This is a genomic window from Rhodococcus artemisiae (assembly GCF_036327795.1).
GTDB lineage: Bacteria > Actinomycetota > Actinomycetes > Mycobacteriales > Mycobacteriaceae > Rhodococcus > Rhodococcus artemisiae.
This window is the reverse complement of sequence record NZ_JAUTXY010000010.1, coordinates 130,611-145,746: the sequence shown is the minus strand read 5'-3', so window position 1 is coordinate 145,746 and position 15,136 is coordinate 130,611. Positions and strand designations below refer to the sequence as shown.

The window sequence follows — 15,136 nt, the reverse complement described above, 5'->3', positions numbered from 1 at the left end:
CCAGGAGGATGATTCTGGGGGATACCCGGGGTCTTGCCGCAAGCCCCCGGGTGCGATATATGTTGAAGAGGGAAGGACCTGGCGGCGGGAACCAGGTCCTATTTCTTTTCCGGACCGAACGCTTTCCGCGTCATCCGCTTCGACACGATCCCCATCACGGCAATTGCGCCGGCCACTCCGACGAGGGCCACGATCAGACCGATCACCGGTTCGGGTTTCAGCACCACGATGACGAGGGTGGCGACGAGCAGCACCGCCGCGGCGGCACCGAGCGCGGACATCGCGAGTTTGCCGATCGACAGGTCGCCGGTCGGCTCATCGGGTCGGGTGCCCTCGTCGGGGACGTTCACAAGGAGCCCACCCAGTTCCGTAACAGGACGGCACCGGCGTCACCGGACTTCTCGGGGTGGAACTGCGTCGCCGAGAGCGGACCGTTCTCGACCGCGGCAAGGAACCTGCTGCCGTGCTCGGCCCAGGTCAGGCGTGGCGGTGCGAGTCGTTCGGGTTCGGGCAGTTCCCACGTCTGCGCCGCGTAGGTGTGGACGAAGTAGAAACGCGTGTCGGCGTCCATTCCGGCGAACAGGACGGAGTCCTTCGCCGCCTCGACGGTGTTCCAGCCCATGTGGGGCAGAACGGGGGCGTCGAGACGCTCGACGGTACCGGGCCATTCGCCGCAGCCTTCGGTCTCGATGCCGTGTTCGACGCCCTTCTCGAACAGGATCTGCATGCCGACGCAGATGCCGAGTACCGGGCGCCCCCCGGCCAGCCGGGTACCGATGATCTTCTCGCCGCCGACACTGCTCAGGCCTCGCATGCACGCGTCGAATGCACCGACGCCGGGGACGACGAGGCCGTCGGCCGCGAGCGCGACCTCGGGGTCCGAGGTGACCTCGACCTGTGCGCCGGTGCGGGCCAGTGCCCGGGTCGCGGAGTGGAGATTTCCCGAGCCGTAGTCGAGGACGGCCACCGTGGTTGCGCTCATGGTGTCGATTCTATGTGGAGGGACGGGGACGTTCGGACGGGCCGGCGAGCCGCGCGAGCAATGGGAGCGTGGGGACCAGCAGCGCGGCGACCGCGAAGGCCGCCGGGTATCCGGATGCGGCGGCCACTGCGCCGAGCGCGAAGGATCCGGCGCCGGTGCCTGCGTCGAAGCCGATGTTCCATGCGGCACTCGCGGATCCGATGTGCTCGGAGCCGGCGCGCCGGAACGCGACGAGCAGTGCCTCGTTCTGTACGATGCCGAAGCCGAGCCCGAAGCACACCGAGGCTCCGATCAGGGCGCCCGCGCCCGCTCGGTCGTCGGCGATGAGAGCGAACGGCACCATCGCCACCGCGGCGAGACCGAGGCCGACGGGCAGCATCCTGCCCGCACCGAAGCGGTCCGCGAGGGCACCCGCGCCGAAACGTCCGACGAGCGTAGACGCGCTGAGCACGGCCAGAGCGGTCGGGACGGGGAGATCGGCGACGGCAATGCGCAGGAGTGAGGTCAGTCCGCCGTAGGCGATGGCTCCCGCTCCGACCGCCACCATCGGGAACAGCAGCACCCGCAGCGGGATGCGGCCGCTCGGTGTGGCAGCGCGCTTCGGTGTCTGCGGCAGCCGGAACGCCGCGACGAGAGCAGCCGAGGTGACGATCGCGCCGAGGATGAACACCGGCGTGGTGGAGAAGCGTTCAGAGATCGCCAGGCCGGCGGGCAAGCCGATCATCTGCGACGCGGCGATCCCGACGCCGAGCGCCCCCGTCGCCCGGCCCAGCAGGCGTGGAGGTGCGAGTTCGCCCACGAGTGCGGACGCAGCGACGGTGATCATGCCGAATCCGATCCCGCGCACCGCGGAGATCCCGACGACGGCGGCCGGAGCCATCGACAAGAGGAACAGCAACGACGGCGGACCGAGCAGCAGGCAGCCGGCGATGAGCGTGGCACGGTGACCGTACGTCCGCATCAGGCGCGGCATGGCGATCTGAGTGAGAACCGTGGTGAGCATGAACACCGCCGTCACCGACCCGGCGAGCGTGTCGGATCCGCCGGCTTCGGCGATGGCCCAGGGCACGACGGGCAGCAGCAGGGAGAATCCGCCGAACGCTGCGGCGGCCAGCACCCATGCCGCGGGAAGCCCGCGCACTCTGAGCAGTGCCGGACTGTCTTGTGTCACGTCAGATCAACCTGAGTACACCCGCGATCACGGCGAGCACCGTGATCGCAAGGAGAACTCCCGCGAACAGCAGATTCCGGGACTTCCACATCGACCAGGTGCCGCCGGCCGTGATCCCCGCAACGATGAAACAGGCGTAGGTGACGAGAACATCCATCGCTTACAGACTGCCCTTGGTCGACGGCACACCGGTTACCCGCGGATCCGGTTCGACGGCCTCACGCAGTGCGCGTGCAACAGCCTTGAACTCGGCCTCGGTGATGTGATGCGGATCGCGGCCGTAGAGCACGCGCACGTGTAGTGCGATGCGCGCGTGGAATGCGAAGGATTCGAACACGTGCCGGTTGATGACGGTCGAGTAGGGCACGCCCGGGTAGCCGCCGATCACCGAATGCACCATATAGTCGGGTTCGCCGGTGAACACGCAGTACGGTCGTCCTGAGACGTCGACGGACGCGTGCGCGAGGGTCTCGTCCATCGGAATGAAGCAGTCGCCGAATCGGCGTATTCCACGCTTGTCGCCGAGAGCCTCGTTGAACGCCTGCCCCAGCACGATCGCGGTGTCCTCGACGGTGTGGTGCGCTTCGATCTCGACGTCGCCCTGGGCGTGCACGGTCAGGTCGAACGAGCCGTGCTGACCGAGCGCGTTGAGCATGTGGTCGTAGAACGGAATTCCCGTCGCGATGTCGGTGCGTCCACTGCCGTCGAGGTTCACCTCGACGGTGATGCTCGATTCTCTCGTGGTGCGTTCGACCTTGGCGATGCGGTCGCTCATCGGGTTGCCTCGATTTCGGTTGCGGCGAGTATCTCACTGACCCGCAGAAGTTCGTCGTTCTCGTGTGCGAGTCCGATCGTGGTGCGCAAGTACCCCGGGATGCCGACGTCCCGGATCAGGACGCCGTGGTCGAGGTACCGCTGCCATGTGGTGGCGGCGTCTGCGAAGCGGCCGAACAGGATGAAGTTGGAGTCCGACGGGACCACTTGGTATCCGACCCGGGTCAGTTCGGCTGCGACGCGGTCGCGTTGCGCGGCGAGTTCGGCAACCGAGCCGAGTGTGGCGTCGGCGTGCCGCAGTGCTGCCCTGGCGGCGGCCTGCGTGATCACCGACAGGTGGTACGGCAGACGAACCAACAGCAACGCGTCGATCACCGCCGGGGCCGCGGCGAGGTAGCCGAGCCGACCACCAGCGAAAGCGAAAGCCTTGCTCATGGTGCGCGAAACGATGATCTTCGCCGGGTACTCGTCGATCAGCGCGAGCGCACTCGGCACGGCAGAGAACTCGGCATATGCCTCGTCGACGATCACGATGCCCGGAGCTGCGTCGAGGACAGGGCGCAGCTCATCGAGCGGGATGCTGTGGCCCGTCGGATTGTTGGGGCTCGTGACGAACACGACGTCGGGCTGCCGGTCGCGGATCGCGGCAACGGAGGCCTCGATGTCGAGGGTGAAGTCGTCGCGCCGGTAGGTGGGTAGCCATTCGGTCTGTGTTCCGTCGGCGATGATCGGGTGCATCGAATACGACGGCACGAATCCCATTGCGCTGCGGCCGGGTCCGCCGAACGCCTGCAGGATCTGCTGCAGCACCTCGTTGGATCCGTTTGCCGCCCAGACATTCTCGAGACCAACTGTGATGCCGGTCTGCCGAGTGAGGTACGCGGCGAGGTCGGTGCGCAGGGCGACGGCGTCGCGGTCGGGATAGCGGTGCAGTTGTGCCGCTGCCTCACGAACCGATTCTGCGACGTCGTCGACGAGTGCCTTCGTCGGCGGGTGCGGGTTCTCGTTCGTGTTGAGCTGGACCGGCACCGTCAGTTGCGGAGCGCCGTAGGGCGATTTGCCACGCAGGTTCTGGCGCAGCGGCAGATCGTCGAGTGTGATTGCGCCGCCCGGGATCGCCGCGTTCACTTGAGAGCCTCGAAGCGCAGTCGCACGGCTTCGCCGTGTGCGGGCAGATCCTCGGCGTTCGCAAGAGTGATCACGTGGCCGGACACATCCTTCAGGGCTGCCTCGTTGTACTCGACGACGTGGATTCCTCGCAGGAAGGTCTGCACGCTCAGCCCGGACTGGTGCCGCGCGCAGCCGGCGGTGGGGAGTACGTGGTTCGAGCCTGCGCAGTAGTCGCCGAGTGAGACCGGAGCCCACGGACCGACGAAGATCGCTCCGGCGGCCCGAACCTGTGCGGCGACGTCCGACGCGTTCTCCGTCTGGATCTCGAGGTGTTCGGCCGCGTAGGCGTTGACCACGTTCAGGCCCTGAGCGATGTCGTCGACCAGCACGGTGCCGGACTGGCTTCCGGACAGTGCAGTGGCGACGCGTTCGCGGTGCTTGGTGAGTTCGAGTTGTGCGGCGAGCGCGGTGTCGACGGCGTCGGCGAGTTCGGGGCTCGTGGTCACGAGGACGGAGGCGGCCATGACGTCGTGTTCGGCCTGGCTGATCATGTCGGCGGCCACGTGCACGGCGTCGGCTGTGTGGTCGGCGAGGATCGCGATCTCGGTGGGGCCTGCCTCTGCGTCGATACCGACCACCGATCGGCACAGCCGCTTGGCGGCGGTGACGTAGATGTTGCCGGGGCCGGTGATCATGTCGACGGGGGCGAGTTCGGCGCCGTCGGTATCGGTGCCGCCGTAGGACAGCAGCGCGATACCCTGACCGCCGCCGACCGCCCACACTTCGTCGACGCCGAGCAAGGCGGCGGCCGCGAGAATGGTCGGGTGTGGCAGGCCGCCGAAGTCCTTCTGGGGCGGCGAGGCGATCACGAGCGACTCGACGCCCGCGGCCTGCGCCGGGACGACGTTCATGACGACGGACGACGGGTAGACCGCGTTTCCGCCCGGGACGTACAGTCCGACCCGGTCGACCGGTACCCAGCGTTCTGTGACGGTGCCGCCGGGCACCACCTCGGTGACGGTGTCGGTGCGTCGCTGGTCGGCGTGCACCTTACGGGTGCGTTCGATGGCAACCTCGAGCGCCGCGCGTACCGCGGGGTCGATCTCGGCGAGGGCTCGCTCGAGTTCGGCGGCAGGCACGCGGACACTGTCGGGTCGTACGCCGTCGAACTTCTCGCAGTAGTCGAGCGCAGCCTCGGCACCGCGGTCGCGGACATCGTCGACGACGGGACGAACGTGATGCAGCACCGCGTCCACGTCCACTCCGCCGCGGGGCAGTGCGCCCCTCAGCTCCGCAGTGGTGGGAGTACGACCGCGCAGGTCGGTGCGGGCAAGCATGAGCTGTCCTCTCTCGCTGATCAGGGAACGCCCCCTATTATCCGCGATAGTGGATGGTTGACCACACGCGGGTGCGCCCCGGCCGTGTCGCTCTCACCGCCCTCTCACCGGACGGGCCGATTCCGGTCGGCACCGACCTTATGCTGGCCTCATGAAGCAGGACGACGAGCGCCCGACAACTCTGGGCGAACTCATCCGACGTCAGCGCGAACTTGCGGAACTCCCGATGCGCCAGCTGGCGTCGATGGTGGGAATCTCGAATCCGTATCTGTCGCAGATCGAGCGGAACCTGCGGGCGCCGAGCGATCGGGTCCTCCACGCGATTGCGGAGCAATTGCATGTATCGGCGGACGCACTGGTGTCGCAGGTGACGCCGGAGACCGACGGGGAATCGGCGGTGACCAAGGCACTTCGCGAGGATCCGGATCTGACGAATGCCCAGCGGCGATCTCTGGAGGAGATGTACGAGGCTTTCCGGGAGGTCACGGTTGCAAAGCGCCGGCGTGGTGGTGGATCCCCGATTTCCGACGCCGAGTGAGGAGACTCACATCTTCGCAGGTCAGGGACTTTACTCACGGTTGGGGAGCAGGTCAGGAAGGTTCAGGTCGCACACAACCCAACGTGCACTCGGCATGTACCTTGCGGTAAGGTGCGCGCCCGCTGCGGAGATGTCAGCCTCGAGGTAACCACTCGACCCAGTTCTGGAGTTGCCCCGGTGCTCAACAATCTGCAGAAGAAGATCTCGTCGTCGCTCGACCCCATCGGGTGGGGTCCGGCGGTGGCGTCCGTCGCCGGCCGTGCCGCGAAGAATCCGCGTGCGATCGCCGAAGCGACCACGGAGTACGCCAACCGTCTCGCGCACATTCCGGCGGCGGCGACCCGCGTGTGGAGCGCGAGCGACCCTCAGGCTCCGGTGCCGCCCGATCCGAAGGATCGACGGTTCGCCGATGCGGCCTGGAAAGAGAATCCCGCGTACTTCTCGTTGCTGCAGAGCTACCTCGCCACCCGCGAGTTCGTCGACGAGATCGTCGACGCGGGCGAGGGGGATGCGCTGGCCGACGCCAAGGCACGCCAGTTCGCGAACCTGATGTTCGATGCGCTTGCACCGTCGAATTTCTTGATCAACCCGGGTGTGCTGGTACGCGCACTCGACACCGGTGGCGCAAGCCTGTTCCGTGGGGCCAAATTTGCCGTGGACGATCTTGTGCACCGCAAGGGAATTCCGCTGAAAGTGGACCGTGAGGCGTTCACCCTCGGCGAGAACATGGCGGCTACCCCGGGCAAGGTCGTGTTCCGCAACGATCTGATCGAGGTGATCCAGTACGCACCGCAGACCGAGAAGGTCCACGAGATCCCGATCCTGGCAGCACCGCCATGGATCAACAAGTACTACATCCTCGATCTGGCCCCGGGCCGGAGCCTGGCGGAGTGGGCGATCCAGCACAATCGCACGGTGTTCATGATCTCGTACCGCAACCCGGACGAGACGATGCAGGACATCACGATGGACGACTATTACCGGCTGGGCATCGCCACCGCCCTGGATGTGGTCGAGGAGATCACCGGCGCCCCTCGCATCGAGGTGCTCTCGATCTGCCTCGGCGGCGCGGTGGCCGCGATGGCAGCGGCGAAGATGGGCGCAATCGGCGACAAGCGGATCAGCGCGTTCACCATGCTCAACACGCTCCTCGATTACAGCGAGGTCGGCGAATTGGCTCTGCTGACCGACCCCTCGACTCTCGACAGGGTCGAATTCCGCATGAGCCGGCAGGGATTCCTGTCCGGGTCGGAGATGGGCGGCACCTTCGACATGATCCGCGCGAAGGACCTGATCTTCAACTACTGGGTATCGCGGTGGATGAAGGGCGAGAAGCCGGCCGCGTTCGACATCCTGGCGTGGAACGAGGACAGCACTCGGATGCCGGCTGCGATGCACTCGCACTACCTGCGAACCCTCTACGGGCGCAACGAACTCGCCGAGAAGAAGTACGAGTTGGACGGATCGGTGCTCGATCTGGCGGACGTCACCTGCGACACCTACATCGTGGGTGCGATCAACGACCACATCGTGCCGTGGACGTCGTCGTACAAGGCAGTGAACCTGCTGGGCGGCGACGTGCGGTATGTACTCACGAGCGGCGGACACGTTGCCGGCGCGGTCAATCCGCCGAACCCGAAGGCCTGGTTCGAGGCGGTCGGCGACCCCGATGACGAACCGACCGAACTCCCCTCCGATCCGAAGTCGTGGCACGAGACGGCCACTCGCCACGCGGCTGCGTCGTGGTGGGAGGACTGGACGGTGTGGTCGACGAAGCGCGCGGGCGCCCTGACCTCACCTCCGTCGATGGGCAGCAAGGACCATCCCGTTCTCGGCGATGCCCCCGGGACCTACGTCTTCAGCTGAAATATTGCGCGTTAGCATTCAGATTGCTAACCTGCTAACAGCGTCGTTCGCGGCGTACCGACCTCATACAGCGCTCCATCCCGCGCTCAACGAAGGGTAACCCCATGACTGCTCCCGCCAAGACCACTGCCCCCAAGGCCACCGAGACCGCCGCCAAGGCTTCCGACGCAGCCGCCAAGGCCACGGACGCTGCCACCAAGGCCGCAGCCGACGCCACCGCGACCGCTCAGAAGACCGCCGAGAAGCTCACGGCGAGCGCCACCGCCGCTGCCGAAAAGGCAGCTGCCGATCTCACCAAGACCGTCGACGAGACCACCGAGCGCGTCAACGAGTTCAACGCAAAGTTCGTCGAGGCTGCCAAGCAGAGCGGCAACCTCGGTGTCGACACCTACGAGAAGGCCGTCGGCAGCATCCTGGACCTGCAGGAGAAGTTCGCCGAGGCCACCCCGGTCGAGTGGGTCGCCGACATCGCCAAGGCTCAGGTGTCCTTCGCGCGCGAGCTCACCAGCACCGTTACCACCACGGCACGCGACCTTCTCAAGTAGGACACGATCGCGACGTGCGAACCGTAATTCCGCCCGCGCGCCCGAACGGCGTTCTACGGTGCGGTACATGACCCCGGTGACGCATACACAGATCGCCGCGACCCCGATTCGACTCGGGGTCGCGGCGATCGCCGGTTGGAGCTCGTACCTCCTCGGCCTTGCGCGCCGTGGCCTCACACCCTGGACCATCGCTTCGGACATCGGTCGCTACTACGAGGTCCTGACGGATACCACGCCGCCGTCCTGGGCGCACGCATGGCCGGTTCCCCTCCGATGGCCACTCGCGAACCTTCGCGACTGCAGTGCACCCGACGCCGCCGACCGGGAAACGGTGCCCACCCTACTGCTTCCGCCCCAAGCCGGCACCCACTCGTGCATCGTCGACCACTCCCCCGGCCGCAGCCAGATCGACGCGCTGCGAGCAGGAGGTCTCACCCGGCTGCATTGCCTCGAGTGGACTCCCGCGAGTGCCGCTACCGACTCGGCCTCGATCGACGAGCATCTCGCCGTGATCGCTGACGCCGTCGCTCATCTCGGCGGCCAGGTGAACATCATGGGTGACAGCCAGGGTGGATGGCTGGGCACGATCTACACTGCGCTACATCCCGAAGCAGTGCACACACTCACCGTGGCCGGCACGCCCATCGATTTCCACGCCGAGCAACCCGCTCTCGCGGCACTGGCGCATGCACCGACGGGCGCGGCGACCTCGGTGGTCGACCTCTTCTACGACACCGCACGGGCCTCAGGTCTGCCGTCCACCGATCCGATCGGCGAGATCGAACGGGCGATGGCCCTGCTCGGCGCCCTCGACGACCCGGACGAGGTGTCCCGTATGGAAGCCGAGCGGCGATGGTTCACCTGGCGGCAGGAGATTCCCGCCGCGTTCCGCGAATGGATCATCAGGCACCTGTTCATCCGCAACGAGCTCGTCGCCGGCACCCTCGAAGCCGAAGGCGCTGTCGTCGACCTGTCCAAGATCACGTGCCCGTTGCACCTGATCGCCGGCAGGTCGGACATGATCGCGACGCCCACGCAGGTCACGACGCTGGCGGATCACGTGTCCACCCCGCCCTCGGAGATCGTGGCGATGATCGCCGACACGGGCCACATCGGGTTGTTCATCGGACGTCGAGCCCTGACCGACGTGTGGACCCCGTTCGCCCGATCACTCGCCGCGGTCTCGTGAGGCTGCGGTGAGAGCGCTCCTTCAGGTGCTCGTTCTCACCGCAGCACTGGGCGCCCCGCAGGCGCCACCCGCTCACGCACAGTCGCACGAATTCCTCTGGGGTGTAGCGAGTTCCGGGTTCCAGTCCGAGGGATCGTCACCCGACAGCAACTGGCTGCGGTACTCGAACAGCCCACCCCACGAACAGATCGGGTCGTCCGTCGACTTCCGGCACCGCTACCGCGAGGACATCGCCCGTGCGGCGGAACTCGGAGTCGACGTCTACCGGATCTCCGTGGAGTGGGCGCGGATCCAGTCCACTCCGCACGGATGGGACGACACCGAACTCGACTACTACGACGACGTCGTGCGAGAGATCCGCGCCCATGGCATGACGCCGATGCTCACACTCGATCACTGGGTATATCCGGGCTGGATCGCCGACCGCGGCGGCTGGTCCGACCCCGGCACGGTGCGCTCCTGGCTCGCGCATGCCGAGACGGTCGCCGAGCGCTACGCCGACACAGGCGCCCTGTGGGTGACATTCAACGAACCCAGTCAATATGTGTGGCAAGAGGTGACGAACGGCGGTCTCGCACCGGCCGAGGTGCCGGCCATGTTCGATCGGCTGGTCGAGGCTCATCACGGCGCGTACCAGGCCATCCACCGTGCCGATCCGGACGCGCTGGTGACCTCGAATGCCGCATACATCCCCGGTGCACAGCCCTATCTCGACACCTGGTTTCTCGACCGGGTCCGCACCGGCCTCGACTACGTCGGCGTCGACTACTACTACGGTGTGACCTTGCAGAATCCGACGGCGATCCACGCCGCTGTGGGCGATTACGCGTCGGTCGTGCCGCACCCGCAGGGTCTGTACGACGCTCTGATGGACTACGCCGATCGATACCCGGGCGTCCCCCTCTACGTCGTGGAAAACGGAATGGCCACCGCCGACGGGGCTCCGCGCGCGGACGGCTGGACCCGGTCTCAGCACCTGCGTGAGCATGTCGACGCACTGGGTCGTGCGATCGCCGACGGCGCCCCGGTGTTCGGATACAACTACTGGTCCCTCACCGACAACTACGAGTGGGGCGACTACACAGCTCGATTCGGCCTGTACAGCGTCGATGTGCAGACCGATTCGAACCTCACTCGGCGGCCGACCGATGCGGTCGAGACCTACCGGACGATCATCGCCGAGACCCGGTTCTCGTAAACGCTCCACCGGTTCCGAGTGACCGCACCCACCCTCAGGTCTGCCCGCCCCCGCGCTGCGAGCACCCTTCCTCCCTCCTCGAACATTGCGGACTCTTACTTCACGAATAAGCCATTCACTTGACGCACTGTAACGCGAGTGCCATATTTGTCGCGCGGATCACAGCAGATACCGCCCTCGCATGCTCAAGGAGCCCCGCCACATGCACCCCGACATCAACGACACATCACCCACGCACCCACCGAGTCGAACTCCACTGACACGCCGGGCCGTACGCAGTATTCGCGGCACGTTGGCCGCAGCCTCGCTGGCAGTGATGGTTGCGCAGATTGCGAATGCACTTCCCGGCGCGCTCAACGGCGTATTCCAGGAGACGTTCGGCACCGTCGGGTCGCAACTGACGTGGATCACCGCAGCATTCATGATTCCCGTGGTCGTATTCGAACTGACTTTCGGCGTCCTCGGCGACAAGTACGGGCACCGCTCATTGGTGGTCGGCGGTGCGGGGGTCGTCATGATCGGCTCGCTCGTGTGCGCGGTGTCGCCGACGGTGGAGTGGATGTGGGTCGGTTCTGCGATCAACGGCCTCGGCGCGGGCGCAGTGTTCCCCGCATCACTCGCCCTCGTTGCGTCGGTCGCCGAAACGAGCCGGGAACGCATCCGCGGTATCGCGATGTGGGCGGGATTCCTCTCCGCCGGTTCCGCAGCATCACCACTACTCGGAGGCATCCTCGCGGGCTTCGGCTGGTGGCGTGGCGCGTACGTCGCGGTGGCCGTGTCGGGATTGGCAGCGTTGACCCTGGCCGGGTGGAAATCCCAGGACTCCGAACGTCAGCAGGGGCGCCGCCCCGACCTGTGGGGACAGACCACCTTCGCACTCGGCCTGATTCTCGTGCTCTTCGGACTTGTCCAGGGACCCGAAGAAGGATGGAGTTCCACCCGCGTGATGGGGGCGCTGAGCGTCGGCGCCGCCTTCCTCGTCGCATTCGTGGTCATCGAAATACGCGTTCCGTCACCATTACTGGACCTCAGGCTCTTCCGCATCCGGGAGTTCACCGTCTCCTCTGCGGTGGCCGTCATCGGCATGTTCGCATTTCTCGGCGCGTGCTTCGCGACGAGCATGTGGCTCGGCCCGGTCCAGCATCAGAATCCCCTCTACACCGGCCTGCTGTTCCTGCTACTCCAGGGACCGGCCTTTGCGATGATCCCGCTGATCTCGCGCCTGCAGAACCGGTTCGCCTCGCGAGGGCTACTCACAGCCGGATTCCTCACCATGGCCGCGGGTGGATTGCTGGCATCGAACAACGACGTGACGAACCGATCCGTCACCGGATTCATCCTGCCGTCGCTGCTCGTCGGTATCGGTTTCGCCTTGACGCTGTCGCCGATGACCTCGAGCGCGGTCAACTCCGTCCCGCGGCACCTGACGGGAACTGCCAGCGCTGCAACGAATCTGCTCCGTGATCTCGGCTTCGCACTCGGCCCGGTGCTGGTGGGCGCCGTCGCTCTCAGCACCGCCGCCAACGCCCTCGGGTCGGCACTGGCAGGTTCGACCTTGCCCTCCGGCGAACTCGAACCCGCCCGCGCGACAGCCGAGGCGGGTGGCCCGATCGCCCTCAACAGCCTCCCGGCGGGTGCGCCCGGATCGGCCGCTCGACCACTCGCACTCGAAGCGCTCGGACAAGGGTTCACCCAGGCCTTCGTCGTGGTCTCCGTGGCGGCACTGGTTGCCGCACTTCTGAGTTGGTTCGGCCTGCGTGGTATCGGCGCACACACCGGTCATGACGCCGATCGACCGGACGAGACTGTGACCACGGGTGACGAACCCGGAGATCTCATCCGCGCCTGAATTACCCTGCACCTGAGTACGGAGCAGCGAATAAGACGAGGACCACCACGGCATACGCGGGCAGGGTGACACCTGATCCTTGTCCACCACGCCCGAGGCCCGGCCATGCCGGCCGGGCCTCGTTCGACTGTCGCCTGAGGTGTCAACAGCAAGACGCGCCGGAGGTCTCGTCCACAGTGGATGCACAGCAGTCGCCGCCTGCCGCAGCTGGGTCTTCGAAGTGTTGCGGGCTCGTCCCGAATGTGTCGGAGTCGGCCAATACCGTGTACACCTCCCATTTCTCGCCCGACGGCCCGGTGACCCACACCTTGTCCTGGGTGGCAAAGCAGCAGGTGGTGCCGATCTCCTCGTCGGTGAACAGTCCCTCACCGGTGAGCCGCGCGATCTCGTCGTGGACTTTCGTGCTCGACTCCACCTCGACGCCGAGGTGATTGATCGTGCCACCCTCGCCGGGGTTCTCGAGCAGTACCAGCTCGAGCGGAGGTTCGGCGATCGCAAAGTTTGCGTATCCCGGCTTCACTTTCGTGGGTTCGGCGTCGAACAGTTTCGAGTAGAAGACGACGGCCTTCTGCAGGTCGTCGACGTTGAGTGCGAGCTGGGCTCGGGACATGGCGATCACCTTTTCTACATATATCGAATTATCGGCCGAGGTCAGGGTGCGCCGCTTTTCGATATAAGTCAAGACCCCTGCGTAGAGTGGAGACCATGCCGAAAGCACTGCCCGTCGTCGATGTCAGCTCGCCCATCTGCTGCACGCCGGTCTCCGCCGGACCGATCAGCGACGAGGCAGCCCTTCACCTCGCGCTACGACTGAAAGCCCTCGCCGATCCTACTCGGATCAGACTCGTGTCGATCCTGCTCACCGCCGGCGCGGGCGAAGTCTGCACCTGTGATCTCGCCACCGGAGTGGACCTCGCGGAGTCGACGGTCAGTCACCACCTGAGTCAGCTCAGGAAAGCCGGCATGGTCGTCTCCGAGCGTCGCGGGATGAACGTGTACCACCGCGCCAGAGCCGAATCCCTGGACGCACTCCGCGTGGTGCTCGACCCGAATTGCTGCACGTGAGGCCTGATCAGAACCCGGCTTCGGCAACATCCACCCCGGGAGAGATCCCGACGGCATGTTCGAGCGCGACGAGTTCGGCATCGAGGTGATCGAGCAGCGTTCCGAGATCCGGAACCGTACGACGACAAGCGGTGAGTCCGAACGCAATCCGACCGTCGGTACTGGTGCACGTGATATTCAGGGCCTGCCCGTCGAGCGGAACCGAGAGCGGATACACCGCGTCCACACGGGCACCGTTCCAATAGAGCGGGGTGTCCGGGCCGGGCACGTTGGAGATGATGACGTTGAACCCAGGACGCGACAGCACACGGTTCCCGGTCAGCACACCCAACGCCAACGGAGCCACACCGACTGCGCTGGCAGCCAGGCGGGACACAGTCGACATCCCACTCATCGACTTCTTCCCCTCCGACATCGAGGTGCGTACCCCGGCGAGTCGCTGCGCCGTCTCGGGACGATCGGTGCCGAGCGAGCACATCAGGACACCGAGGTCGTTCCCGCTGTCCTTGCCGTTCCGCAAGGCGACGGGCACCATCGCGACGAGCGACTCGTCAGGAAGTGAATCCCGTTCGGCCAGGAACGCGCGCAGCGCACCCGAGCACATCGCGAGCACTACGTCGTTGAGAGTCGAATCGGATGCCTTGGCGACCATCCGGAGGCGTTCGAGCCGCCAGGCGCGCGCCGCGAACCGCCGTGAACCCGCGATGGGCACGTTGAGAATCGTCTGCGGCGCCGCGAGCGACAACGACCCGCCCCGATCGTGCATGGCACGGTCGACGGTCCCGATGATCGTGGGCACGAGACCGAGCGCCTCCGAGATCACCCCGCGGGCAGCGCGCATCGCAGTGCTCGGCATCTCGATGGCGGCACCGACGACGGAGCGCTGCGGGTCCGAGGTGTCGGGGACCGCCCACGGCGCCGGCATTCCCGTCTCGTCGGGGTCCGAACTCAGTGCGCGGCGGAGCAACCGCATCGCACCCACACCGTCGGCGAGGGCGTGATGCATCTTCATGTAGAGCCCATACCTGCCGTCGTCGAGTCCCTCGATCAGGTACATCTCCCACAGGGCACGGGCGCGGTCGAGTAACGGCGCGTGCAGGCGTGACACCAGTTCACGCAATTCGGTGGTGGATCCCGGGCGCGGTAGCGCCGTGAATCGCACGTGGTATTCGAGATCGAACGACGGATCGTCCTCCCACGCCCACTGACCGAAAGTGGCCGGCGAACGCACGGCCCGCTTACGCCACAACGGTGCAGCATCCTCACCGTCGCTGCGGGCGATGGCGTCGACGAACATCTCCCGCAGATCGCTCGCTGTGCGTCCCTCCGGAGGTTCGAACATGACGAGACCGCCGACATGCATCGGATGCTCGCGAGTCTCACCGAGCAAGAACATCGAATCCGTCGGTGACATCGGCAGCCGCATGTGTCGTCCTTCTGTTCCCCTACGCGGCGAGCCCCCTGACCCGCCGATACCTCCGGTGACCGCGGTCACGCGAGGGCTACTCGTAG

At 66.2% G+C, this 15,136-nt stretch carries 16 protein-coding genes; 7 read left to right on the top strand and 9 right to left on the bottom strand.

The window, feature by feature from the left end; translation table 11 throughout:
* Positions 1 to 98 precede the first annotated feature (98 nt).
* The 7 genes from Q7514_RS20725 to hisD all read right to left on the bottom strand — a co-directional run bounded on the left by Q7514_RS20725 (position 99) and on the right by hisD (position 5,374).
* Complete coding sequence (locus tag Q7514_RS20725; RefSeq protein ID WP_330135255.1) at positions 99 to 281, bottom strand: hypothetical protein; 183 nt, start codon at positions 279 to 281, stop codon at positions 99 to 101.
* A gap of 65 nt (positions 282 to 346) precedes the next feature.
* Complete coding sequence (gene hisH, locus Q7514_RS20720) at positions 347 to 982, bottom strand: imidazole glycerol phosphate synthase subunit HisH (protein ID WP_330135142.1); 636 nt, start codon at positions 980 to 982, stop codon at positions 347 to 349.
* 10 nt (positions 983 to 992) lie between these two features.
* Complete coding sequence (locus Q7514_RS20715) at positions 993 to 2,123, bottom strand: MFS transporter (RefSeq protein WP_330135254.1); 1,131 nt, start codon at positions 2,121 to 2,123, stop codon at positions 993 to 995.
* Between the two features lie 31 nt (positions 2,124 to 2,154).
* Complete coding sequence (locus Q7514_RS20710; protein WP_330135141.1) at positions 2,155 to 2,310, bottom strand: hypothetical protein; 156 nt, start codon at positions 2,308 to 2,310, stop codon at positions 2,155 to 2,157.
* A gap of 3 nt (positions 2,311 to 2,313) precedes the next feature.
* Complete coding sequence (hisB, locus tag Q7514_RS20705) at positions 2,314 to 2,928, bottom strand: imidazoleglycerol-phosphate dehydratase HisB (RefSeq protein ID WP_330135140.1); 615 nt, start codon at positions 2,926 to 2,928, stop codon at positions 2,314 to 2,316.
* Positions 2,925 to 4,055 (bottom strand): histidinol-phosphate transaminase, encoded by a 1,131-nt coding sequence (locus Q7514_RS20700; RefSeq protein WP_330135139.1) that lies wholly within the window; start codon positions 4,053 to 4,055, stop codon positions 2,925 to 2,927. The genes hisB and Q7514_RS20700 overlap by 4 nt, the downstream gene beginning before the upstream one ends.
* Positions 4,052 to 5,374 carry a histidinol dehydrogenase gene (hisD, locus tag Q7514_RS20695; RefSeq protein WP_330135138.1) on the bottom strand — a complete coding sequence of 441 codons (1,323 nt, stop codon included), beginning with the start codon at positions 5,372 to 5,374 and terminating at the stop codon, positions 4,052 to 4,054. Before hisD ends, Q7514_RS20700 begins: the two co-directional genes overlap by 4 nt.
* A 151-nt stretch (positions 5,375 to 5,525) precedes the next feature.
* On the opposite strand from hisD, the gene Q7514_RS20690 reads away from it, so the two are divergent.
* The 6 genes from Q7514_RS20690 (at position 5,526) to Q7514_RS20665 (ending at position 12,559) form a co-directional block, all read left to right on the top strand.
* The gene (locus Q7514_RS20690; RefSeq protein WP_330135137.1) at positions 5,526 to 5,912 is read left to right on the top strand and encodes a helix-turn-helix domain-containing protein; all 387 of its coding nucleotides are present in this window, start codon (positions 5,526 to 5,528) and stop codon (positions 5,910 to 5,912) included.
* A 177-nt stretch (positions 5,913 to 6,089) separates the two neighbouring features.
* The gene (locus tag Q7514_RS20685) at positions 6,090 to 7,778 is read left to right on the top strand and encodes a PHA/PHB synthase family protein (protein ID WP_330135136.1); all 1,689 of its coding nucleotides are present in this window, start codon (positions 6,090 to 6,092) and stop codon (positions 7,776 to 7,778) included.
* Between the two features lie 104 nt (positions 7,779 to 7,882).
* Positions 7,883 to 8,323 (top strand): hypothetical protein, encoded by a 441-nt coding sequence (locus tag Q7514_RS20680; protein WP_330135135.1) that lies wholly within the window; start codon positions 7,883 to 7,885, stop codon positions 8,321 to 8,323.
* Between the two features lie 67 nt (positions 8,324 to 8,390).
* Positions 8,391 to 9,512: an alpha/beta fold hydrolase gene (locus Q7514_RS20675; RefSeq protein ID WP_330135134.1), complete on the top strand. Its 1,122-nt coding sequence runs from the start codon at positions 8,391 to 8,393 to the stop codon at positions 9,510 to 9,512.
* 7 nt (positions 9,513 to 9,519) lie between these two features.
* Complete coding sequence (locus Q7514_RS20670) at positions 9,520 to 10,710, top strand: glycoside hydrolase family 1 protein (protein ID WP_408016141.1); 1,191 nt, start codon at positions 9,520 to 9,522, stop codon at positions 10,708 to 10,710.
* A 181-nt stretch (positions 10,711 to 10,891) separates the two neighbouring features.
* A complete protein-coding gene (locus Q7514_RS20665; protein ID WP_330135133.1) occupies positions 10,892 to 12,559 on the top strand; it encodes an MFS transporter in 1,668 nt (555 codons plus the stop codon).
* 142 nt (positions 12,560 to 12,701) lie between these two features.
* On the opposite strand, the gene Q7514_RS20660 is transcribed toward Q7514_RS20665, so the two are convergent.
* Positions 12,702 to 13,169: an ArsI/CadI family heavy metal resistance metalloenzyme gene (locus Q7514_RS20660; protein ID WP_330135132.1), complete on the bottom strand. Its 468-nt coding sequence runs from the start codon at positions 13,167 to 13,169 to the stop codon at positions 12,702 to 12,704.
* Between the two features lie 95 nt (positions 13,170 to 13,264).
* Between Q7514_RS20660 and Q7514_RS20655 the strand changes: the two genes are divergently transcribed.
* Positions 13,265 to 13,624, top strand: coding sequence for an Rv2640c family ArsR-like transcriptional regulator (locus tag Q7514_RS20655; RefSeq protein ID WP_330135131.1), 360 nt, complete (start codon positions 13,265 to 13,267; stop codon positions 13,622 to 13,624).
* Positions 13,625 to 13,631: 7 nt separating this feature from the next.
* Here the strand turns inward: Q7514_RS20655 and Q7514_RS20650 are convergent, their stop codons facing one another.
* Positions 13,632 to 15,050 carry a WS/DGAT/MGAT family O-acyltransferase gene (locus tag Q7514_RS20650; RefSeq protein WP_330135130.1) on the bottom strand — a complete coding sequence of 473 codons (1,419 nt, stop codon included), beginning with the start codon at positions 15,048 to 15,050 and terminating at the stop codon, positions 13,632 to 13,634.
* Positions 15,051 to 15,136: the final 86 nt, after the last annotated feature.